Annotated in this window: 17 protein-coding genes and 4 pseudogenes; 17 read left to right on the forward strand and 4 right to left on the reverse strand. The window is 66.1% G+C overall.

Annotation, left to right across the window (positions count from 1 at the left end; all coding sequences use genetic code 11):
* Nucleotides 1–412: 412 nt before the first annotated feature.
* The 5 genes and pseudogenes from efeU (at nt 413) to efeO (ending at nt 4850) form a co-directional block, all read left to right on the forward strand.
* A pseudogene (gene efeU, locus CN538_RS01130) lies at nt 413–1223 on the forward strand (iron uptake transporter permease EfeU).
* Nucleotides 1220–2455: a cupredoxin domain-containing protein gene (locus tag CN538_RS01135; RefSeq protein ID WP_106418278.1), complete on the forward strand. Its 1236-nt coding sequence runs from the start codon at nt 1220–1222 to the stop codon at nt 2453–2455. The pseudogene efeU and the gene CN538_RS01135 overlap by 4 nt, the downstream one beginning before the upstream one ends.
* A 38-nt stretch (nt 2456–2493) precedes the next feature.
* Nucleotides 2494–2601: pseudogene (locus CN538_RS25800) on the forward strand (hypothetical protein); the annotation flags it as partial.
* Nucleotides 2602–2680: 79 nt separating this feature from the next.
* Entirely contained in the window at nt 2681–3844 is a 1164-nt protein-coding gene (gene efeB, locus CN538_RS01140; RefSeq protein ID WP_207233578.1) for an iron uptake transporter deferrochelatase/peroxidase subunit, read from the forward strand.
* A 166-nt stretch (nt 3845–4010) separates the two neighbouring features.
* Complete coding sequence (gene efeO / locus CN538_RS01145; protein ID WP_106418279.1) at nt 4011–4850, forward strand: iron uptake system protein EfeO; 840 nt, start codon at nt 4011–4013, stop codon at nt 4848–4850.
* Nucleotides 4851–4925: 75 nt separating this feature from the next.
* Here the strand turns inward: efeO and CN538_RS01150 are convergent, their stop codons facing one another.
* Nucleotides 4926–6188, reverse strand: a complete 1263-nt coding sequence (locus CN538_RS01150) for a DUF2254 domain-containing protein (RefSeq protein ID WP_106418280.1) — start codon at nt 6186–6188, stop codon at nt 4926–4928.
* Between the two features lie 259 nt (nt 6189–6447).
* Here CN538_RS01150 and CN538_RS01155 point away from each other — a divergent pair, with 259 nt between their 5' ends.
* The 4 genes and pseudogenes from CN538_RS01155 to CN538_RS01170 all read left to right on the forward strand — a co-directional run bounded on the left by CN538_RS01155 (nt 6448) and on the right by CN538_RS01170 (nt 11175).
* On the forward strand, nt 6448–7461 hold the full coding sequence (locus CN538_RS01155) for a DNA topoisomerase IB (RefSeq protein ID WP_106418281.1): 1014 nt from the start codon (nt 6448–6450) through the stop codon (nt 7459–7461).
* A 93-nt stretch (nt 7462–7554) separates the two neighbouring features.
* A complete protein-coding gene (locus CN538_RS01160) occupies nt 7555–8373 on the forward strand; it encodes a lactonase family protein (RefSeq protein WP_106418282.1) in 819 nt (272 codons plus the stop codon).
* Nucleotides 8259–8615: a beta-propeller fold lactonase family protein gene (locus CN538_RS23905; RefSeq protein WP_106418283.1), complete on the forward strand. Its 357-nt coding sequence runs from the start codon at nt 8259–8261 to the stop codon at nt 8613–8615. Before CN538_RS01160 ends, CN538_RS23905 begins: the two co-directional genes overlap by 115 nt.
* A 330-nt stretch (nt 8616–8945) precedes the next feature.
* Nucleotides 8946–11175, forward strand: a pseudogene (locus tag CN538_RS01170) (NADP-dependent isocitrate dehydrogenase).
* A gap of 228 nt (nt 11176–11403) precedes the next feature.
* Here the strand turns inward: CN538_RS01170 and CN538_RS01175 are convergent.
* Nucleotides 11404–12876 carry a carbon starvation CstA family protein gene (locus tag CN538_RS01175; RefSeq protein ID WP_106418284.1) on the reverse strand — a complete coding sequence of 491 codons (1473 nt, stop codon included), beginning with the start codon at nt 12874–12876 and terminating at the stop codon, nt 11404–11406.
* Between the two features lie 275 nt (nt 12877–13151).
* Here CN538_RS01175 and CN538_RS01180 point away from each other — a divergent pair, with 275 nt between their 5' ends.
* From CN538_RS01180 to CN538_RS01195, 4 genes are all read left to right on the forward strand, one after another.
* Nucleotides 13152–13898: a murein L,D-transpeptidase catalytic domain family protein gene (locus tag CN538_RS01180; RefSeq protein ID WP_106418285.1), complete on the forward strand. Its 747-nt coding sequence runs from the start codon at nt 13152–13154 to the stop codon at nt 13896–13898.
* 95 nt (nt 13899–13993) lie between these two features.
* Nucleotides 13994–15160, forward strand: a complete 1167-nt coding sequence (locus CN538_RS01185; RefSeq protein ID WP_106418286.1) for a L,D-transpeptidase — start codon at nt 13994–13996, stop codon at nt 15158–15160.
* Nucleotides 15161–15428: 268 nt separating this feature from the next.
* On the forward strand, nt 15429–15923 hold the full coding sequence (locus CN538_RS01190; protein WP_106418287.1) for a universal stress protein: 495 nt from the start codon (nt 15429–15431) through the stop codon (nt 15921–15923).
* Nucleotides 15924–16042: 119 nt separating this feature from the next.
* The gene (locus CN538_RS01195; RefSeq protein WP_479725157.1) at nt 16043–16441 is read left to right on the forward strand and encodes a DksA/TraR family C4-type zinc finger protein; all 399 of its coding nucleotides are present in this window, start codon (nt 16043–16045) and stop codon (nt 16439–16441) included.
* Nucleotides 16442–17516: 1075 nt separating this feature from the next.
* Here CN538_RS01195 and CN538_RS21595 read toward each other — a convergent pair.
* Both CN538_RS21595 and CN538_RS26620 read right to left on the reverse strand, forming a co-directional pair.
* A complete protein-coding gene (locus tag CN538_RS21595; RefSeq protein WP_242495454.1) occupies nt 17517–17654 on the reverse strand; it encodes an Lrp/AsnC ligand binding domain-containing protein in 138 nt (45 codons plus the stop codon).
* A 187-nt stretch (nt 17655–17841) separates the two neighbouring features.
* Nucleotides 17842–17991: pseudogene (locus CN538_RS26620) on the reverse strand (Lrp/AsnC family transcriptional regulator); the annotation flags it as partial.
* A gap of 123 nt (nt 17992–18114) precedes the next feature.
* On the opposite strand from CN538_RS26620, the gene CN538_RS01205 reads away from it, so the two are divergent.
* From CN538_RS01205 to kynA, 4 genes are all read left to right on the forward strand, one after another.
* Nucleotides 18115–18924 carry a hypothetical protein gene (locus CN538_RS01205; RefSeq protein WP_242495455.1) on the forward strand — a complete coding sequence of 270 codons (810 nt, stop codon included), beginning with the start codon at nt 18115–18117 and terminating at the stop codon, nt 18922–18924.
* Nucleotides 18921–19349: a kynureninase/PvdN C-terminal domain-containing protein gene (locus tag CN538_RS21600; protein ID WP_242495456.1), complete on the forward strand. Its 429-nt coding sequence runs from the start codon at nt 18921–18923 to the stop codon at nt 19347–19349. Before CN538_RS01205 ends, CN538_RS21600 begins: the two co-directional genes overlap by 4 nt.
* A gap of 168 nt (nt 19350–19517) precedes the next feature.
* The gene (locus CN538_RS01210) at nt 19518–20165 is read left to right on the forward strand and encodes an alpha/beta hydrolase (protein WP_340638364.1); all 648 of its coding nucleotides are present in this window, start codon (nt 19518–19520) and stop codon (nt 20163–20165) included.
* A gap of 78 nt (nt 20166–20243) precedes the next feature.
* Complete coding sequence (gene kynA, locus CN538_RS01215; RefSeq protein WP_106418290.1) at nt 20244–21104, forward strand: tryptophan 2,3-dioxygenase; 861 nt, start codon at nt 20244–20246, stop codon at nt 21102–21104.
* Nucleotides 21105–21128 lie beyond the last annotated feature (24 nt).

A 21128-nucleotide genomic window follows, 5' to 3' on the forward strand; every position in this document is an offset into this window, starting at 1 on the left:
GCCCATTGCGGCGGGCGCCCTCAAGAGAGGCTGAAACTGGCCGTATCTTTGCACTTCCTGGATCGTTTTTCGGCCTTGAATCGACTCTAAATCGTGTGACAACGCGACGCATGCTTTTTTATCTGTCTGCGACAGCATAACCGCCCACGGGATGGAAAGTGTCGCTTCTGGAACACTTTCTGCGCCATGAGCGATGCCAAGGTCGCTCTCGGGCTCCCGATAGCGCCACCCTACCCTCATCTTCGCCTCAAGATTTTCCACCGCCGGTCAGCTTGCGCTTGCGGAAACGGCAACAAACTGTTACCTCATACAGTTGAAAACAAGTATCATTCGCGCAACGAAGTGTTTCTCTCTTATCCCTCATCCTCTTCATCCGCGTCAGGTTCGCCCCATGCTCATCCCTTTTCTCATCATGCTGCGTGAAGGCCTCGAGGCCGCGCTGGTCGTCGGCATCATCGCCACCTATCTGCATCAGACCCAGCGCCAGGCCTGGATGCCCGCCGTCTGGATCGGCATTTTTCTGGCAGTGGCGCTGGCCCTGCTGGTGGGCGCCGGGCTGCAGTTCGCCAGCGCCGAATTCCCCCAGCGCCAGCAGGAACTGTTCGAGGCCGTGGTCGGGCTGCTCGCGGTGGGCATGCTGACCTGGATGGTGGTGGATGCGCCGCGCCGCCATCGGTATGAAACGCGAGCTGACGTCGGCGCTCGATCACGCCTTCAGCGGCGGCAGCCACACCTGGGCGCTGATCGGCATGGTCTTCCTGGCCGTGGCGCGTGAGGGGTTGGAATCGATCTTCTTTCTCCTGGCGGTGTTCCAGCAAAGCACGAGCAGTGCCGCACCGCTGGGAGCGCTGCTGGGTATCGCCGTGGCGGTGATCGCCGGCCTGGCGATCTACCGCGGCAGTCTGCGCCTGCCGCTGGGCCACTTCTTCCGCGTCACCGGCGTGTTCATCCTGCTGGTCGCGGCCGGGCTGCTCGCCGGCTCGGTGCGCGCACTGCACGAGGCGGGGCTGTGGAACCACGCCCAGCAGGTGGTGTTCGATCTCAGCAGCGTGCTGCCGCTGGACACCCCTCTGGGGTCGCTGTTCGCCGGGATCTTCGGCTATCAGCCGGCGCCCACCCTGAGCGAGGTCGTCGTCTACCTGGGCTATCTGCTGATCGCTCTGTGGCTGCTGCGCCCGCGGCGTCAGACGCACACCGCAGCCACCGCGGGGAGCCAGGGATGAATTCGCACCACGCCACCCCGAGCACCGCCCACCACGCGCCCTCGCCGCGTCTGATGCGCCTGGGCCTGGTGGCCTCGTTTCTACTCATGCTGATCGCATTCGGGGTGTTCGCGCTGTCGCTGCGCGCCGTCGAGAGCGGCAGCGATGACGGCACGCTGATCACGATCGACGCCAGGGGCTGCCAGCCGGCACGGGTCGAGGTACCCGCCGGCGAGCGCACCTTCACCATCGTCAACCGCTCGGATCGCGCCATCGAGTGGGAGGTGATCGACGGCGTCATGGTGCTGGCCGAGCGCGAGAACATCGCCCCCGGGATGCGCCAGCCGCTGCGTGTCGACCTGGTGCCGGGCGACTACGCCATGACCTGTGGCCTGCTGAGCAACCCCCACGGCGAGCTGCATGTGACGCCGAGCGGCGATGCCGGGACGGCGCGGACGCTGGCGGCGCATGACTTCGTCGGCGCGCGGGCCGAGCTGCGCGTCTACACCACGCTGCAGATGCGCAAGCTCGAGCGCGCCAGTGCGGCGCTCGCGCAGGCGATCGCCGCCGGCGACCTGACGGCGGCGCGCACGGCCTATCTCCAGGCCCGGCGCATCGACCAGCGTCTGGCGATGCCGATCGGCCTGTTCGGCGATCTCGACCAGCGCCTCAACGCCCCCGCCGACTATTACGCCGGGCGCGAGCAGGACCCGGATTTCGGCGGCTTCCCACGGCTGGCTCAGGGATTGTTCAGCGCTGGCTCCACAGCCGGGCTGACGCCGGTGGCCAAGCAACTGATGGCGGACCTCGATGTCCTCTCCCAGCGCCTCGCCCAGGCGTCGATACCGCCGGCGCAGCTGGCCAACGGCAGCGCCCGCGCGTTGCAGACCTGGCACGACCGCGTGGTCGACGGCGAGATGACGCCGCTGGCGCTCAATGAACTGATCGGCCTCAGCGAAGGCAGTGCCAAGATCGTGTCGCTGCTCGACCCGCTGCTGGCGCGTCAGGCGCCATCGCTCCAGCGTCAGCTCGATCAGGCCCTGTCCGCCCTGCAGCAGTCTCTGTCCGAAGCCGCGCCGCCAGGGTCCGATGGCGCCGCGTCGACGGCGGAGTCCGCGGCCCCCGACGCGCCCCCGGCGCTGCTCGACGCCGGCGCGGTGCCGGCCGCCACCGCACAGGTTCTGCTCGCGAACAGCGAGGCACTGGCCAAGGCGCTGGCGGCGGTCAATCACGCGCTCGCCCTGAGCGGATGAGTTCATCGTCAATCGTTACCGTATAGGGTCAAACAGCCATGAGTGATCAGTCATCTTCCCGCTGCCCGTTTGGATTCTCTACCCATAGCGACACCCGCCTGGACCGCCGCGGCTTCCTCCGCGGCGCCGGGGCCACCGGCCTCGGCCTGGGGCTCGCGGGCCTCTGCCCGGGCCAGGCGCTGGCCGAGCCGGCCATGGCGGACGCCGCCGGCCACACCCAGCGCAGTGCAGAAGTCACCAGCGCCCCTGACTCAAGATCCCGAACTCGCCTACCCCTTCCATGGCCCGCATCAGCAGGGGATCACCACGCCGCGCCAGGCCAGCGGCATGCTGGTCTCCTTCGACGTGCTGGCGCGCGATCGCGAGGGGCTGGATATACTGCTGCGCACGCTGACCACACGTATCGCCTTTCTGACCCAGGGCGGCGCCTACCCCCAGCGCGACCCACGCTTCCCGCCGCCCGACTCCGGCATCCTCGGCCCGCGTATCCCCCCCGACGGCCTGAGCGTGACCGTGGCGCTGGGCGCTTCGCTGTTCGACGACCGCTTCGGCCTCGCCCCCGCGCGGCCCCGACATCTCGAGCGCATGCAGGGGTTTCCCAACGACGCCCTCGATGCCGCCCGCTGCCACGGCGACCTGGCGCTGCAGATCTGCGCCAACACCCTCGATACCGCCTATCACGCGCTGCGCGACATCATCAAGCACACCCCCGGAAGCCTGCTGGTGCGCTGGAAACAGGAGGGCAACGTGCCGCTGCTGCCACCCTCACCGGGAGACATCGACGGTAGCGCGCGCAATTTCCTCGGCTTCCGCGACGGTACCGCCAACCCCAGTGCCCAGGACCCGGCACTGATGGACGAGCTGATCTGGGTCGATGCGCAGCGCGACGAACCCGACTGGGCGGTGGGCGGCAGCTACATGGCGGTGCGCATCATCCGCAACTACGTGGAGCGCTGGGACCGCACTCCGCTGGGCGAACAGGAGGCGATCTTCGGCCGCGAGAAGATGAGCGGTGCGCCGCTCTCCGGCGGGGTCGAGCAGGACGTGCCGGACTACGCCAGCGACCCCGAAGGCAAGATCACCCCACTCGATGCGCATATCCGCCTGGCCAACCCGCGCACCCCGGCGACCGAGAAGAACCGCATCCTGCGCCGCCCGTTCAACTACGCCAACGGCGTCGAGCCCAACGGCCAGCTCGACATGGGGCTCCTGTTCATCTGCTTCCAGGCGGATCTGCAGGAGGGCTTCATCACGGTGCAGAAGCGCCTGGATGGCGAACCGCTGGAGGAGTACATCAAGCCGGTCGGCGGCGGCTACTTCTTCGTACTGCCCGGCGCGCGGGATGAACAGGACTACCTGGGGCGCGGGCTGATGGCAGCCACCACCTGAGGGGGCTCGTGCGCTTACAGACCAAGCCTGTAAGGCCCGTAAAGACAAGGCCCGCAAAGACGGGCCCAGGCCAGGACCACACGGCTAGCAACACGGCATCGACCCGACGCTGCCCCAGGTAGTGTCCAGACAATCCTCACCACGGATCATCGAAAGGAGCTTCACCATGCAACCGCTCTCCCGCTGGATCAGCGTCAGCGCCCTGGCGCTGATGGCACTCAACGCCCCCGCCCAGGCCGCCGTCCCCGCCGATGCGCTGGTCGGCCCGATCGCCGAGTACAAGCTCTATGTGCTCGACAACCTGGAACAGCTGGTCGCCCATACCCGCGAGTTCACCCAGGCGATCGAACAGGGCAACCTGGACAAGGCCCAGACGCTGTATGCCCCCACCCGCGTCTACTACGAGCGCATCGAGCCGATCGCCGAGATGTTCGCCGACCTCGACGCCAGCATCGATGCGCGTGAGGACGACTATGAGCATGGCGTCAAGGACCCCGACTTCACCGGCTTCCACCGCCTCGAGTATGGCCTCTTCAAGGCCCAGAGCACCCAAGGGCTCGCCCCCTACGCCAAGGGGCTGATGCAAGACGTCGACGACCTCGACCAGCGTGTGCAAGGGCTCACCTTCCCGCCCTCGACCGTGGTGGGTGGCGCCGCGGCGCTGATGGAGGAGGTCGCGGCGACCAAGGTCTCCGGTGAAGAGGACCGCTACAGCCGCAGCGACCTGTGGGACTTCCAGGCCAACGTGGATGGCGCCCAGGAGATCTTCGAGCTGTTCAAGCCGCTGGCCGCCGAGGAAGACGCCGGCTTCGTCAAGCGCGTGCAGGGCAACTTCGATGACGTCGAGGCGATCCTGGCCGACTACCGGGTCGACCCCCAGGATCCCAAGAAGGGCTTCGTCTCCTACGACAAGGTCAGCGACGCCGACCGCCGCGCCCTGACCGGCCCGGTCAACGTGCTGGCGGAGGATCTGTCGACCCTGCGTGGGCTGCTCGGCCTCAACTGAACCACCACGGCCGCGGCCGGCGCCCCCGCCCGAAGGGCAGACCGGGCGCCGGTTCGCGGCCCTGGATATCGAGTATCAGGTGTAACGGGCGGGCTCGGGGTCGAGCAGCGCCTTCACCCTGGCCTTGTCCGCCTCCAGCGGCATGGCGTGCTCGCAGCGCGCCACCAGCAGCTGCATATGCTCCCGCGCCAGCGCCTGAATCCGCACATCCCCCGCCACCGCCAGCGCACGCAGCGCCTTCTGCAGACGGATGCAGACCTCCACGCTACCGGCACCATCCCGCGCCACCGGGGTGAAGAAGTCATCGAACAGATCCTGGGTCGACAGCGCCTCGACATGCACGTGGCGGACCGGCGACTCGGGCTCGCCGATGCCACCCGTGGCGTGTTCGACCCAGGGCGTCAGCGTCCGCACCGCACAGCCGATCGCATCGATCGCGGTACCGGGGTCGTTGATGCCCGGCGAGAGCGCGCGCGAGGCGACCTCGGCCATCACGATCAGGCCAAAGCGCGGGTCCTGGTCGAAGTGGCGCAGCGGGCCGATGGTAAAGGCGGCCTGGATCGCGTCGATGCGCGCCTCGTCGAGGGTGGCGCTGGCAGCCAGCACGGCGTGGCGATCGACGAAGCTGCCCGGCAGCACCTGCACATAGATCGCCTCCCCGGCGTCCTCGACCAGGCTACCGAGATGCGCGGTATCGATATGCTGCACATAGCCCACCTGCCCCGCCCGCACCGTGCTCAGCCCCGAGGGCAGCACGGCGGGCATCGCTTCGCCACCGAGATAGGGGTTTTCGATGCGTGCACCGAGAGCGGCGCAGGCCGCGCTTTCGACCTTGCCGATAGTGTCGCGCACGCGCCCCAGGCGGGTGAGATAGCCGGCCCACTTGATCAGTTGATAGACCACCAGCACGATCACCACCAGGGTGGCGGCGAACAGCAGCGTGCGCCCGTCGGCGTCGTAGATCCCGGCGGCCAGCGCGACGATCCCCACCAGACTGAATAGAAAGGCGCCGATGAAGGTGGCCAGGGTGTTCTGGGTCACCCGATCCTCGATCAGCAGCAGGGTCGCCCTCGGGCTGACGTTGCTGGTCGCCGAGCCGTAGGCGGTGACCATGGCGCTGAGCGAGAAGGTGGTCACCGCGAGCATGCTCGAAGCGATGATGTCGAGGATGCTGTCGACCGCCCTGGCGCCGATGGTGAAGACCTCGGGCAGCGCCAGCCACGGTGTCGCTACCCAGGCGATCAGCGCGGTCACCACCCCGGCCAGCGAATAGAGGGATGCCCGATACCATAGCGAGCGGTGCATCCGCCGCCAGACCCACTGAAACCGCCCGATCATGCGCTGCCACTCCCTGGTATCGCCGTTTTGCGGACACGGCTGCCCGCCTGGCCTGCGGCGGCCCTATCGCGCCCGCCGTTAGCTCATAGCGTAGCCGAGAGCGCTAGACGAAGCGCGCTGGACTGAAGGCACCGCGCTGGGGGGCCCCACGGCCGCGCCGAGGCCGACTATCCTTTAGGCAGCGGTGGTGTAGCCGACAGGGAGTCGGCGCCGCCCACCCGCTACTCTCCGCCCTCTTCATCGGCAAAAGGAGCTTGCCATGTCCCGGTCGACCCCGCGGCGCGTCACCCGCCACCGCTGCGGCAAAGGCTTCACCTACCGCACACCCGACGGCACCACCCTCAAGGACAAGCGCTGGCGCGAGTGGATCGCCGGGCTCGCCATCCCACCGGCCTGGCGCGAGGTGGAGATATTCCTCGACAAGCGTAACCGCATTCACGCCACCGGCCGCGACAGTGCCGGGCGCAAGCAGTACGTCTACAACGACGCCTGGCGCGAGCGGCGCGAACTCGAGAAGTTCGACCGCATGGTCGAGTTCGCCGGCCGCCTGACCCGCATGCGTCGGGTCACCGGGCAGCACCTGACCCTCGACGGCATGCCCCGGGAGAAGGTGCTGGCGTGCATGGTACGCCTGATCGACAGCGCTTATTTCCGTCCCGGCAGCGAGCGCTACCGCCAGGAGAACGACTCCTACGGGCTCACCACCATGCGCTCCAGGCACCTCACCATCGACGGGGACGAACTCATCTTCGACTACCAGGGCAAGAGCGGCCAGCAGCAGCACCGGGTGGTCGAGGATGCCCGCCTGGCGGCGATCGTCGCCGAGCTCGATGACATCCCCGGCTACGAGATCTTCAAGTACTTCGACGATGCCGGAGACAAGACCCGCATCGATAGCCACGATCTCAACGACTATATCCACGAGGTGATGGGCGAGCGCTTCAGCGCCAAGGATTTCCGCACCTGGGCAGGCACCTCGATCGCCGCGCTGGCGCTCGACGAGCTGGGCCTGGGCAAAGATGACCAGAGCAGCGAGAAGAACGTGCGCGAGGCGGTGACACGGGTGGCCGAGCGGCTCGGCAACACCCCCAGTATCGCCAAGGCGAGCTATATCGACCCGCGAGTGGTGGAGAGCTATCTCGACGGGCGCACGCTGTCGCACTTCCGCCAGCTGGTGGAGACCGAGATAGAACAGGACGAGACGCTGACCAGCCCCGACGAGCGTGCCATCCTCGAGCTGCTGCGCAGCCGCCTGAAGCGGGAGGGGGCGTGAACGCCTCGCCCCGGCTGAGTCGCCAATCGACGCCGGTGCCTGCGCGATGCTAAAACAAGAGCCCTTTCCCTTTCACCCACCCGAGGAGCGCGCATGTCGTCATCCGATTTCGACACCGTCGTCTACGTGGCCAACGCCGGCGACGGCACCATCGGCAGCTATCGCCTGCACCGCGAGCACGGCCGGCTCGAGCCGCTCGCCACCACGCCGGCTGCGGAGAACGTGATGCCACTGGCGATCAGCCCCGACCGCCAGTTTCTGTATGCCGCTATCCGCAGCCAGCCGCTGCGCGTGCTGAGCTACCGCATCGAGGACGACGGCGCGCTCACCCCGCTGGGCAGCGGCCGCCTCGACGGCAGCATGGCGTATATCGCCACCGACCGCAGCGGGCGCCACCTGCTCGCCGCCTCCTACGGTGACAGCGTGGTCAGCGTCAGCCCGATCGGTGCCGATGGCGTGGCCGGCGACGCCAGCCAGACCTGCCCCACCGGCAGCCGCGCCCATGCCATTCTCGCCACCCCGGACGATCGCCACGTTCTCGCCACCAATCTCGGCGACGACCGCCTGGCGCAGTTCCGCTTCGATGGCAAGCTGACCCCCAACACACCGGAAGCCGCCGCCACAGACGCCAACGTCGGCCCGCGCCACTTCGTGTTCTCACCCTGCGGGCGCTTCGTCTACGTACTCGGCGAGTTCGATGCCAGCGTCACCACCTTCTCTCTGGATGCCGACAGCGGCACCCTGAGCCGGCTCGAGTGTGTACTGGCCTGCCGCCGGAGAGCGAGTTGGCCCGCGGCATGCCGCGTGAAGAGATCTCGCAGGGCGACGATACCCCGCGGATCTGGGCCGCGGATCTGCATATCAGCCCGGATGGCCGCCATCTCTATCTCTCGGAGCGCACCAGCACCCTGAGCACGCTGCGCGCCGACCCCGAGAGCGGCAGCCTGACCTTCGTCACCAACCAGCCCACGGTGGCTCAGCCGCGCGGCTTCGAGATCGACCCCCTGGGCGAGTTCCTGGTGGTCGCCGGCGAGCGCAGCGACCATCTCGCGCTCTATCGGGTGGATGCCGCCAGCGGTGAACTGACCCATGCCAGCGACGCCCCGGCCGGCAACAAGGCCAACTGGATCGAAATCGTCACCCTGGCACGCTGAGCCAGCGCGGGCTGACCTGGCTGTCACCGGCCGCGAGCCCCGCCCGTGTGAATGCGTCTGTCACCGGGCGCTGTTATACTCTGCCCCGATCCGCCAGGTTGTCGACAACTACGGCGCGCGCCCCCACTCGTCACCCAGGGGCGCCCATCGACAGCCGGGGCCGCCGATTTGCGCGCGTGGCATCGTCCGTATCGCGATGCCGGGTGCCTCGACGGGCTCTGGATCGCAGCGTAGCCGGCGCCTTTGCCCGCGCTCGACACCCCGTGCCATCGCCAACGCGCATCGCCCACGTGCCATCGCCAAAGAGAGGTTAACGAACAGACATGTCCAATACGCGCGAAGATCATCTATACCCTGACCGACGAAGCGCCGGCACTGGCCACCTACTCTCTGCTGCCGATCATCGAAGCCTTCACCGGCACCGCCGGCATCACCGTCGAGACCCCGACATCTCGCTCGCCGGCCGCGTACTGGCGCAGTTCCCTGACCTGCTCGACGACAGCCAGCGCGTCAGCGACGATCTCGCCGAGCTTGGCCAGCTGGCCAAGACGCCGGAAGCCAATATCATCAAGCTGCCCAACATCAGCGCCTCCGGCCCGCAGCTCAAGGCCACCATCAAGGAGCTGAAGAGCCAGGGCTATCCGCTGCCGGACTACCCGGAAGAGCCCAAGAACGACGAAGAGAAAGCGATCAAGGCAGCCTACGACAAGGCCAAGGGCAGCGCGGTCAACCCGGTGCTGCGCGAAGGCAACTCCGATCGTCGCGCGCCCAAGTCGGTCAAGAACTACGCGCGCAAGTATCCCCACCGCATGGGTGAGTGGAGCAGTGACTCGCAGTCCCACGTCGCCCACATGAGCGACGGCGACTTCTACGGCAGCGAGCAGTCGGCGATCATCGAGAAGGCCGGCAAGCTCAAGATCGAACTCAAGCAGAAGGATGGCAGCAGCCAGGTGCTCAAGGAGGGTCTCGCGGTCCAGGCCGACGAAGTGGTCGACGCCGCGGTCATGAGCAGCCGCCAGCTGCGCAACTTCATCGACAGCGAGATCAAGGATGCCAAGAAGCGCGGCGTGCTCTTCTCGCTGCACCTCAAGGCGACCATATGAAGGTCTCCGACCCGATCATGTTCGGTATCGTGGTCGAAGAGTTCTACAAGGAGGCGCTGGAGAAGCACGCCGAGGCGCTCAAGCTGGCCGGCTTCAACCCCAACAGCGGTATCGGCGACCTCTACAGCGCGATCGAAAAGCTGCCGAGCGAGCAGCAGGACGCGATCAAGGCCGACATCGACGCGCTCTACCAGGAGCGTCCGTCGCTGGCGATGGTCAACTCGCACAAGGGCATCACCAACCTGCACGTGCCGTCTGATGTGATCATCGACGCCTCCATGCCGGCGATGATCCGCGATTCGGGCAAGATGTGGGGCACCGATGACGCCCTGCACGACACCAAGGCGGTGATCCCGGACCGCTGCTACGCCACCATCTACCAGACCGTGATCGAGGACTGCAAGCAGCACGGCGCCTTCGATCCGACCACCATGGGCAGCGTGCCCAACGTGGGGCTGATGGCGCAGAAGGCCGAGGAGTACGGCTCCCACGACAAGACCTTCCACATCCCGGCCGACGGCACCGTGGTGGTCACCGACGAGCACGGCCACACCCTGTTCAGCCACGACGTGGAAACCGGCGACATCTGGCGCATGTGCCAGGCCAAGGACGCGCCGATCAAGGACTGGGTCAAGCTCGCGGTCACCCGCGCACGTGCCAGCGACACCCCGGCGATCTTCTGGCTCGACGCCAACCGCGCCCATGACGCACGCCTGATCGAGAAGGTCGAGACCTACCTCAAGGAGCACGACACCAGCGGTCTGGATATCCGTATCCTCGCCCCGGTCGAGGCGATGAAAGTCTCCCTCGAGCGTATCCGCAAGGGCGAAGACACCATCTCCGTCACCGGTAACGTGCTGCGCGACTACCTCACCGACCTGTTCCCGATCATGGAGCTGGGCACCAGCGCCAAGATGCTCTCGGTGGTCCCGCTGATGAACGGCGGCGGCCTGTTCGAGACCGGCGCCGGGGGTTCCGCGCCCAAGCACGTGCAGCAGTTCCTCGAAGAGAACCACCTGCGCTGGGATTCGCTGGGCGAGTTCCTGGCCCTGGCAGCGTCGCTGGAGCATCTCGGCAACACCTTCGACAACGCCCGTGCCAAGGTGCTCTCCGCGACCCTGGACAAGGCCAACGGCGAGTTCCTGGACGCCGACAAGTCGCCCAAGCGCAAGGTCGGCGAGCTCGACAACCGTGGCAGCCACTTCTACCTGGCGCTCTACTGGGCCAAGCAGCTCGCCGCCCAGAGCGAAGACACCGAGCTGAAGTCGCTGTTCGCCGAGATCGCCAAGACCCTGGAAGAGAGCGAGAAGACCATCGTCGACGAGCTCAACGCAGTCCAGGGGCGTCCGGTCGACATCAAGGGCTACTACAACCCCAGCCGCGAACTGGCAAGCCAGGCCATGCGTCCGAGCCAGACCCTCAACGCCGCGCTGGACAAGCTCTACAAGGCCTCCTGAGGCGCGCGCCGGCAGCCCCGCTGCCGGCGCGCTCTCACATCCAGGCCGTGCCGGCCGCGCTCATCCAGGCCGGCCTCTCTGGATTCAGCCTTCCCCATAGAAACGGGCCCGTGCCATTGGCACGGGCCCGTTTTTCTGTGTCGCTCGCCTGAACGCCCTGCGTCCGAGTCTCAGTCGAGCCCCTCGAACGCCGGCGGCAGGCGCGGCCCGTCTAGGCCACGCCTCGACTCAGTCGGTGGCCAGCTCGCCGATCTTGCCGTTGGCCTGGCGGCGTGGCGTCTCCGGCTCATCGACGGCGAAGATACCGCCGCTCAGTCGGCGCACGCGCTTCATGAACAGCGCCACACAGATCAGCGTACCGATCGCTGCGACCACGTAGCTCACCTGCAGCGTCAGGCCGAAACCGATCGGCGCGTAGGCCAGATAGGTGAAGGTGGCCATGGTCATGAACAGCGCCGGAATCAGTGTGATCAGATACGGCTTGCGCGACAGCACCAGATACATGGTGGCGACCCACAGCGCGATCACTGCGGTGGTCTGGTTGGCCCAGGAGAAGTAGCGCCACAGCAGGGTGAAGTCGATATGGGTCAGTGCGTAGGAGATCACGAACAGCGGCGCGGCGATCAACAGACGGCGCACCAGCGGACGCTGGTCGATCTTGAGGTAGTCGGCGATGATCATGCGCGCACTGCGGAAGGCGGTATCACCGGAGGTGATCGGCAGCACGATGACCCCGAGTACCGCCAGAGTGCCACCGATGGCGCCGAGCATGGTGGTGGAGACCTGGCTGACCACGGCCGCGGGGCCGCCGGCGGCGAGCACGTCGGAAAGTGTCTGGTCACCGTGGAAAAGGCTCATCGCGGCGGCGGCCCAGATCATGGCGATGACCCCTTCGGTGATCATCATGCCGTAGAAGATCTTGCGCCCGCTGCCCTCGTTCTCGGTGGTACGCGAGATGATCGGGGTCTGGGTGGCGTGGAAGCCGGAGAGCGCACCGCAGGAGATGGTCAGGAACAGCAGCGGGAAGATCGGTGCATGCTGCGGATGCATGTTCTCGAACGACAGCTCCGGAATCGGCGCACCGGTGAAGACCATGCCCAGGCCGATACCCAGGGCGCTGAACAGCAGCAGCGCGCCGAAATAGGGGTAGATGCGGCCGATGATCTTGTCGATCGGCAGCAGCGTCGCCAGCAGATAGTAGGCGAAGATCACCATGGTGATCAGGGTGATCGAGAGCGGCGTCATGTTGGCCAAAAGCGCCGCCGGCGAAGTGACGAAGACCGTCCCCACCAGCAGCAGCAGCAGAATGGCGAAGCCGTTGACCACATGCTTCATCGCCTTGCCCAGGAACTTGCCCGCCAGCTGCGGCAGGTGCGCACCGTGGTTGCGGATCGAGATCATCCCGGTGAGATAGTCGTGGACGGCACCGGCGAAGATGCAGCCGATGACGATCCAGACAAAGGCGACCGGCCCGTAGAGCGCCCCCAGGATGGGCCCGAAGATCGGCCCCACCCCAGCGATATTGAGTAGCTGAATCAGCGAGTTGCGCGTGGTGTTCATCGGCACGTAGTCGATGTTGTCACGCATGGTGAAGGCCGGCGTGCGCCGCTTGCGGTCGGCGACGAAGACGCGCTCCACGAATTTCCCATAGGTGAAGTAGCCCGCTATCAAGAGCAGGATCGATGCAATGAATGTGATCATGTATGGCCCCTGGTACGGAAAGAACGCCTTGTGGGCGTCTGGCGGGAGTCATGCGCGGTCCACTAGCGCTTGTACGAAAAGTCAGCGAGCGCAGATAGTTTTCGTACGAAGCCCAGGGCCACAGCCCGGTCGGGGCTCAATGTACTTAGGTAACTAAATGAAAGCAGCTAGACTTTAGTGGCAGCCACCCACACTGAGTGCGCCGCTGCCGGCTTGTCTCTCCGGCGCTTCTCGCGCATGCTGGCGCTTTCCGCGACCGCCCACGCTCCCCGCCGATGAAGATCTCGCTGACCGCCCTGCTGCTGGCGCTGCTGCCCTGTGTCCCCGTCGCCCTCGCGGCACCAGCGCCCGACCTGCTTGCCCGTGCCGCCACCGTGCCCCAGCTCTCTGCCGACACACTCGCGCGCCTGGCCCCGGATGCCGACCCCGAGGTGCTGGCGCTGGGGCTCGCCACCATGCAGTGCGCCCAGCACCATGGTGTCGCCGAGGACGCCGCGCGGCTGGCGGTGATCGACTACAGCCGCTCGTCCCTCGAGCCACGGCTGTGGGTGTTCGATCTGGCCCAGCGACGCCTGCTCTATCGCGAGGTGGTGGCCCACGGCCAGGGCTCCGGCGGCGATATCCCCGAGCACTTCTCCAACCGCGATGGCTCCCACGCTTCCAGCCTCGGGCTCTTCGTCACCCGCCACACCTATCAGGGCAAGAACGGCTACTCGCTGCGCCTGGACGGGCTCGAGCCCGGCTTCAACGACGCCGCCATGAGCCGGGCGATCGTGATGCATGGCGCCAGCTACGTGGACCCGGCCCGCGACGCCGCCCAGGGCCGCCTGGGCCGCAGCTGGGGCTGTCCGGCGCTGCGCCCAGCGGTCGCCGGCGGCGTGATCGACGTGCTCAAGGAGGGCCAGTTCGTGTTCGCCTACTCTCCCCAGCGCGACTGGCTGCTGCATGCCGCCCTGACCCGCTGCGGCCAGGCCCAGGTGGCCCGTACAGAAAGCCGCGAGCGTCTGATCGGTTCACGCTGACCAGGAACCATCCCGCCCGAGTTGCGAGGCGCGTGATGACGTACCAGAGTGAAGAACGAAACCTGAGTCACCCATCACAGGTGTGGAGTCACGACATGGGAAGGTACCGGAGCGCCGCAGCGCGACCGCGCAGGATCACCGCGGGGCTGCTGGTCGCCCTGCTCGCACTGCCACTGCCGAGCCTGGCCGCCCCCTTCTGGGGTGAGCGCCAGTCGAGCCCGGTGGACACCCCACTGGACGCTCTGGTCCCGGGCGCCTGGATCTGGGGTGGCGATGATACCCGTGGCGGCCCCATGGCAGTGGTGGTGAGCCTCACCGAGCAGCGCGCCTACGTCTATCGTAACGGCGTGCTGATCGGCGTGAGCACGATCAGCAGCGGCCGCCCCGGCTACGACACGCCCACCGGCGTGTTCACGGTGCTGCAGAAAGATCGCGACCATCGCTCCAACCTCTACAACGACGCGCCGATGCCCTTTCAGCAGCGGCTGACCTGGGACGGCATCGCGCTGCACGCCGGCGGCCTGCCGGGCTACCCGGAGTCCCACGGCTGCGTGCACCTGCCGAGCGGATTCGCCCGCCACCTGTTCGACGCCTCCAACCTGGGCATGACGGTGGTGGTGGCGAAGGCCGGCGAGGCGCCGGTCTCGCTGGTCCATCCCGGCCCCGCCAGCCCCATCGACCCGCATACCGGCGCCGATATCGATAGCCCGCCGCTGGCCAACGGACAGCCCTGGGCGTGGGCGCTCTCGCCCCCCACCGTAGGGCCGATCTCGATGATTCTGAGCCGCAGCGATCGAATGCTGGTGGTCTACCGCAACGGCATCGAGATTGGGCGCTCACGGGTCGAGCTGGCACGCCCCGACGAGCATGGCGGCACCCGCGCCTATATCGTCGAAGGTGGCGCCACCGGGACATCGGCCAACCCAGAACCTTCGGCCAATACAGCGTCTTCAACGGCGACAAATACCCCGACCGCCCCGGCCAGCACACCGACGATGCCGAGCTGGATCGCGATCGGCGTACCCGGTGCCGAACAGCAAGCCGGTCAACGCGTACCCGCCAGCGTGGTCAATCAAGTCAGCCTGCCGGACGCCTTCAAGGCGCGCCTGCTGCCGCTGCTGGTCCCCGGTAGCGTGCTGGTGGCCACCGATGCGCCGCTCAGTGCACAAAGCAACGGCGAGCATCTGCGGGTGATCGACAGCGCAGGCCCCCGGGGCTGGCTCGATGAGGTCGACACCGCCCGCCATCTGGGTGGTGACTGATCTCTCGTCTTGATTGACGCAACCCCTTGTTGCCATAAGCGCCTGTCGACGCGAAAGCTAACTGATATCAGCGCCTGTCGGCGCTCACGGCATCGCTACGTGACATCGAGTCTCCGATCTGCGCTCGCGGGTGCGACAATCGCCCACTGGGCGGGTGCTTCCGCCTGGCCTATCGTGGCTCTGACGGGTACGCCCGTGGCCACGGCAGCCGAACCCCGGCGCCGGACCTGACCCCGCCCGAGCCGCTCGGGCCTGCAAGGAGGTCGTCATGTTCAAGTCACTGCTGATTCCCATCGACGGATCGCCGGACTCCCATATCGCGCTGAACGTCGCCTGCCAGCTGGCCGCGCCGGTCCAGGGCAAGCTGCACCTGCTCAACGTGCGCGAACCTTTCCCGCCTTTGCACCATGGCGAGCTGATCAGCGTCGAGGCGGCGCTCAAGGCCGCCTCGGTGGAGACCGCGCAGCGCGAGGGGCGCGCGATACTCGACGCCGCCCTCGATACCCTGCCCTCCTTCCCCGGCTATAACGGCGAGTTCGACCTGCTGATCGAGCAGGGCTACCCGAGCCGGGTGATCGTCGCCGTGGCCGAGCGCCTGGGCGTCGACGCTATCGTCATGGGCAGCCGCGGCCTCGGCCAGCTACAGGGGCTGATGATGGGCAGCGTCTCGCACAAGGTGACCCATCTCGCCCCCTGCCGCGTACTCTGCGTGCACGAGCCGCCGCGGGAGCACGCCCGGCCGGCCGGCACCCAGCCGGACTGATCTCGCCACCATGACTCGCCCCGGGCTTGTCGCCGGGGCGATTCGACGCCATCTTGTGATGAGACGGATCCGCAACGGGCCGGCAAGAGAGCAACGGGTCTCGAGAGAGGAGCACCACCATGGCCGGAGGCTGGGCACACGACGGCGCGGTACAGGATCAGATCGACAGTACCGTGAACGACGGCATCGACGAGGTACGCAGACGGCTCGAACGGCACGGCCCGAGCCTGACCCACTGCGAAGAGTGCGAAGAACCGATTCCCCAGGCTCGGCGCGAAGCCGTGCCTGGCGTCAGGCTGTGCTTGGCATGCCAGGCCGAAGCCGAAAACGCCACACCCACCAGTCCGGGTACAACCGCCGCGGCAGCAAGGATAGCCAGCTGCGCTGACCCCTACCCGCTCGGAATATCGATACGGCCGTTCCCAAGAGGCGGCCGTGAGCTTTTTGTGTGGCCGACTAAACAAGCATCGATATCTTTTTTTCTTTCCGTGAAAACACTGTTAGCCTTGCGTCAATAAACGGGTGTTGAGTGTGTTTTTCTCCAATTCACGCTTTTCATTATTGAGTAAATTGCAATACACGCGGCACGGCATTCACGGCTTACACTTTTGTCGTATTTCGAAACGGCCGTGATCGTAGCCCTACCAGGTTCATGGTCGCGATCTCGCGATCTTTCTGCCGGCTGCAGGCAACGCCTGCTCCCGGGCGTTTTTTATGCTCGCCATCCCTGGCGAGCCCCTTCGGGCCGTCGCTACGCGACGTTCAAAACCGCTCCCGGCTATTTTGTATGCTCGCCATCCCTGGCGAGCCCCTTCGGGCCGTCGCTACGCGACGTTCAAAACCGCTCCCGGCTATTTTGTATGCTCGCCATCCCTGGCGAGCCCCCTTCGGGCCGTCGCTACGCGACGTTCAAAACCGCTCCCAGCTATTTTGTATGCTCGCCATCCCTGGCGAGCCCCCTTCGGGCCGTCGCTACGCGACGTTCAAAACCGCTCCCAGCTTTTTGTATGCTCGCCATCCCTGGCGAGCCCCTCCCACCTGTCAGCTTCACCACATCCTCACGGCCTACAGGCAAAAAAAGGTTCCCAACGCCTCAACTCCCGACGACCATGGCCGATAAGTTCAGGAAGCCGCAGAGACACACGGCGACCTCGGTGCTCCCGTGAAGCCCCGTCCGAGGCCGCCATGCGGGGCCGAGAAAGAGGTTCGGCCACACGCTTTGGGTTGCTCCCTGCGACCGCCTCGACCCGACTGGTCGCACGGGCAACCCCGTCGCCCTTATCGGGTCTTTTTTGTACCCGATTCCATCCGATACGTAGCGCTTACAAAAGTCTTCAATTTAGACTTACTAATACTCAAGGATTGCGCCATCCTGAGAGTGTGACTTGGCCAAGAAGTCACGTGTCTCCTATCTCCCCTCATTCGTGATGGGTAGCAATAGGCCCCTCTTTTACCCGGCTTGGATGCTCACCTTCGGGTCTGCGTCAGCCGGGATTTTTTCATGCCTTTTCGGTACCCCTGGCCCTATCCTCTCGGCCAAAACGCCGGCTCGACAGCGACGAGAACCTGAATACCTACCCCTGTCCACGATTTTCAACTTTTCACCTTGAGCGGCCCGGCCTCCTTGAAGCACTCCAGCGCCACCTGGGTGGAAACATCGCGAATTCCCGGAATTGGACTGACCACAGACGAGAGAAAGTGTGAGAGTTCGGCGAGATCCGCCACCTTCATTGAGGATGAAATCGTGGCTGCCGGTGGTCGAGTGACAGTCGATCACCTCGTCGCAGGCCAGTAACGCGGCGATCGTTTCCCGCGGCGACCCCAGCCGCGCTTTCTCCACCGACACCGTAATGAAAGCGGTCACCATGAGCCCCAGCGCCTCGGGAGCCAGACGCAACGCGTACCCTTGGATGATCCCCCTCGCCTCGAGCCGAGCGATCCGCCGCGAGCACTGGCTGGGCGAGAGATTCACGCGCTCGGCCAGCTCGGTCAGCGTCTGACGCGGTGAACGCTGCATGGCGTGAAGCAGACGACGATCGAAGGCATCTAGCGCTTCCATTTTGCACATAACCCCATTTAATGCATTTATTTTTCATTTATTACCGACAATACGCAAAATAACACAAACACGCAGCGGCCTGATCGGCTTACGCTACGGCATGAACTCTCTTCAACATGACTGGAGATGCCGATGCGCCCGACGCTCACCGATGCCAGCGACCTGGATAGCCAAGATCCGCTCGCGGACTTCAAGGCTCACTTCGCCCTACCCGAGGGTGTGCTCTATCTGGATGGCAACTCGCTGGGGGCACAGCCGCGGGCCGCCCGCGAGGCGCTGGATGCTACACGGGATCAGTGGCGCGATGCGCTGGTCGGCGGCTGGAACCAGGGCTGGTTCGATGCCCCCGAGCGCCTCGGCGACCTGCTGGCACCGCTGATCGGCGCCCGCGCGGGAGAGGTGCTGGTCAGCGACAGCATCACCCTCAACCTGTTCAAGCTGCTCGGCTATATCACCGAGCGCCAGGGTCGAGCCCGAACGGTCATCCTCAGCGAGGGTGGCAACTTCCCCGCCGACGGCTATATCGCCGAAGGCTTCTGCCGTAGCGCCGGTTTCACGCATTGCTTCCTGCCCGAGGGCGCGCCGCTGGAGGCGCACCTGGATGCGCAGGTGGCCGTCGTGGTATTGAGCCAGGTCAACTATCGCACCGGCCAACTGCGCGACATGGCCGAGACCACTCGCCGTGTTCATGCCAGTGGTGCGGAAGTGATCTGGGATCTGGCCCACTCGGCGGGCGCGCTGGCGGTCGATCTCGCCGGCAGCGAAGTCCGCTACGCGGTTGGCTGCACCTACAAATACCTCAACGCGGCGGCCCGGGGGCACCCGGCTTTCTGTATGTCCGTCGCGATGCCCAGCAGGCAGGCTGGCAGCCGCTCTCCGGCTGGCATGGTCATGCCCACCCCTTCGCCTTCGACGCCGACTATGCCCCAGCCGACGGGATGACGCGCTTCCGTACCGGCACCCATTCGGCACTGGCCTACGCCCCGCTCGAAGCCTCACTGCGGCTGTGGCAGCAGGTGGATATGGCCGCACTGCGCGCCAAGAGCCTGGCGCTGGCCGATCTCTTCCGCGCCTGCCTTACCGACCTGTTCGAGACGCACGGCATCGAGGACATCACCCCGCCCCCGGCGCAGCGCGGCAGCCAGGTCGGTCTAGTCCAGCGCGAGCACGGCTACGCCATCGTCCAGGCGCTGATCTCGCGTGGCGTGATCGGCGACTACCGCGAACCGGGGCTGATGCGCTTCGGCTTCACCCCGCTCTACCTCAGCCATGTCGATGTCTGGCACGCCGCTGACGAGTTCCGCAAGGTAATGGAGAGCGCCGAGTACCGCGATCCGCATTTTCAGACCCGCACGGAGGTGACCTGATGCAAGCGCCCCAAAGTCTCGAAGACCGCGAATACGCCCACGCCGCGGCGCTGGGCGCGGGATGCCGAAGGCACCCTGGCCCATCAGGCCGAGCTGGGCCGCACGCTGCGCGCAGCGAATCCGCCGCAACGACTCACCTATGGCGATGCGGACTACGCCTGGCTACATCTGCACCGGCCGGCGGGCGACGGCCCCTGGCCGCTGATGATCTTTCTCCACGGCGGCTATTGGAAGGCACTGGACGCCAGCGCCACCGACTTCATGGCCAAGAGCTGGCTGACGCGCGGTTGGGCCTTCGCCTCGCTGAACTACCCGCTGGCCCCCGCAGCCACGCTGGAGACCCTGATCGCCGAGAGCACCAACGGTGTGCGCTATCTGCTCGACCAGTGCGAAGCACTCGGCTTGAGTGGCCGCATACGCCTCGGCGGCCACAGCGCCGGGGCGCATCTGGCGCTGATGAGCTGCCTCGCCGCGAAGTGCCCGAAGGCGATCGAAGCGCTGTGGCTGATCAGCGGCGTCTACGACCTGCGCCCGCTGCTCGGTACCTCCATCGCTGAGCCTCTCGACCTGGACGAAGCCCGCGCCGAGCGCCTGAGCCCCTTGTGCCTACCGCTGACCGGCCTGCCTCACCTGGATCTGGTCCACGGTGAGCAGGACCCGCCGGTGTTTCAGCGCCAGGGCGAAGCACTCGCGGCCCAGGCCGAACGCGACGGCGTGCCGGTGACGGTCACCCTGATGCCGGGGTACGACCATTTCGACATTCTCGAGCACGCCGACGAAACACTGAAGCTCGAACCGGGCCGACACGCTCGCTAGCGACATCCACCAACCGCATTTGATGACAACGGTCGATGACAGCATTCGACAACAACGCACGACCAGGGGGTAAGCCAAATGCATGACGACAATCCGACCCCGAACAAGCGCAGTACCCTCGACCTGGGCAACGAGCAGCAAGTGCACTGGGACCAGACCATGAGCTACGGCGAGTACCTGGACCTGGCGCCGCTGCTCGCCTGCCAGAACCCAATCAGCGATCAGCACGACGAGATGCTGTTCGTGATCATCCATCAGGTCTCGGAGCTATGGCTGAAGCAGTGTCTGCACGAGGCGCACGCAGCGGCGCGGGCGATCAGCGCCGACGAGCTGCGCCCGGCGTTCAAGATGCTCACCCGGGTCGCGCGCATCCAGGCGCAGATGATCAATGCCTGGGAGGTGCTCGCGACCATGACACCTTCCGACTACCTCGCCTTCCGCGACAGTCTCGGCCAGAGTTCGGGCTTTCAGTCGTATCAGTACCGCGAGCTGGAGTTTCTGCTCGGCAACAAGCACCCGCGCCTGGCCGAAGCCCACCGCCGCCACCCGGCCCACTATCAGCGGTTGCACGAGGTGCTCGACACCCCCAGCCTCTACGATGTCTGCCTGCAACTGCTGGCACGGCGCGGCTTCGAGCTCCCCGAGGCGACCCTGCAGCGCGACTGGTCGACGCCTTACACCCCCTCACCCGAGGTCGAAACCGCCTGGTCGACCATCTATCGCCATCCCGATCGCTACTGGGATCTCTACGAACTCGCCGAGAAGCTGATCGATACCGAGTACAACTTCCACAAATGGCGTTTCAGCCACATGAAGACGGTTGAGCGCATCATCGGCCAGCGCAGTGGTACTGGCGGCACCTCGGGGGTGGCCTATCTGGAGAAAGCGCTGGCGCTCAAATTCTTCCCGGAACTATGGGCGCTGAGGGGCGAGCTCTAAAGCGCCACCTCCGCTGGCGCCATG

The organism is Salinicola tamaricis (assembly GCF_003006155.1).
Taxonomy (GTDB): Bacteria; Pseudomonadota; Gammaproteobacteria; order Pseudomonadales; family Halomonadaceae; genus Salinicola; species Salinicola tamaricis.

Bases quoted from the DNA above. Each gene is read 5' to 3' on its own strand.
- CN538_RS01190 (WP_106418287.1), top strand. From the start codon at position 15,429: ATGTTCAAGTCACTGCTGATTCCCATCGACGGATCGCCGGACTCCCAT.
- kynA (WP_106418290.1), top strand. From the start codon at position 20,244: ATGCATGACGACAATCCGACCCCGAACAAGCGCAGTACCCTCGACCTG.
- CN538_RS01195 (WP_479725157.1), top strand. From the start codon at position 16,043: ATGGCCGGAGGCTGGGCACACGACGGCGCGGTACAGGATCAGATCGAC.
- efeO (WP_106418279.1), top strand. From the start codon at position 4,011: ATGCAACCGCTCTCCCGCTGGATCAGCGTCAGCGCCCTGGCGCTGATG.
- CN538_RS01185 (WP_106418286.1), top strand. From the start codon at position 13,994: ATGGGAAGGTACCGGAGCGCCGCAGCGCGACCGCGCAGGATCACCGCG.
- CN538_RS01150 (WP_106418280.1), bottom strand. From the start codon at position 6,188: ATGATCGGGCGGTTTCAGTGGGTCTGGCGGCGGATGCACCGCTCGCTA.
- CN538_RS01135 (WP_106418278.1), top strand. From the start codon at position 1,220: ATGAATTCGCACCACGCCACCCCGAGCACCGCCCACCACGCGCCCTCG.
- CN538_RS21600 (WP_242495456.1), top strand. From the start codon at position 18,921: ATGACGCGCTTCCGTACCGGCACCCATTCGGCACTGGCCTACGCCCCG.
- CN538_RS21595 (WP_242495454.1), bottom strand. From the start codon at position 17,654: ATGAAGGTGGCGGATCTCGCCGAACTCTCACACTTTCTCTCGTCTGTG.
- CN538_RS01155 (WP_106418281.1), top strand. From the start codon at position 6,448: ATGTCCCGGTCGACCCCGCGGCGCGTCACCCGCCACCGCTGCGGCAAA.
- CN538_RS23905 (WP_106418283.1), top strand. From the start codon at position 8,259: ATGCCGCGTGAAGAGATCTCGCAGGGCGACGATACCCCGCGGATCTGG.
- CN538_RS01180 (WP_106418285.1), top strand. From the start codon at position 13,152: ATGAAGATCTCGCTGACCGCCCTGCTGCTGGCGCTGCTGCCCTGTGTC.
- CN538_RS01160 (WP_106418282.1), top strand. From the start codon at position 7,555: ATGTCGTCATCCGATTTCGACACCGTCGTCTACGTGGCCAACGCCGGC.
- CN538_RS01205 (WP_242495455.1), top strand. From the start codon at position 18,115: ATGCGCCCGACGCTCACCGATGCCAGCGACCTGGATAGCCAAGATCCG.
- CN538_RS01175 (WP_106418284.1), bottom strand. From the start codon at position 12,876: ATGATCACATTCATTGCATCGATCCTGCTCTTGATAGCGGGCTACTTC.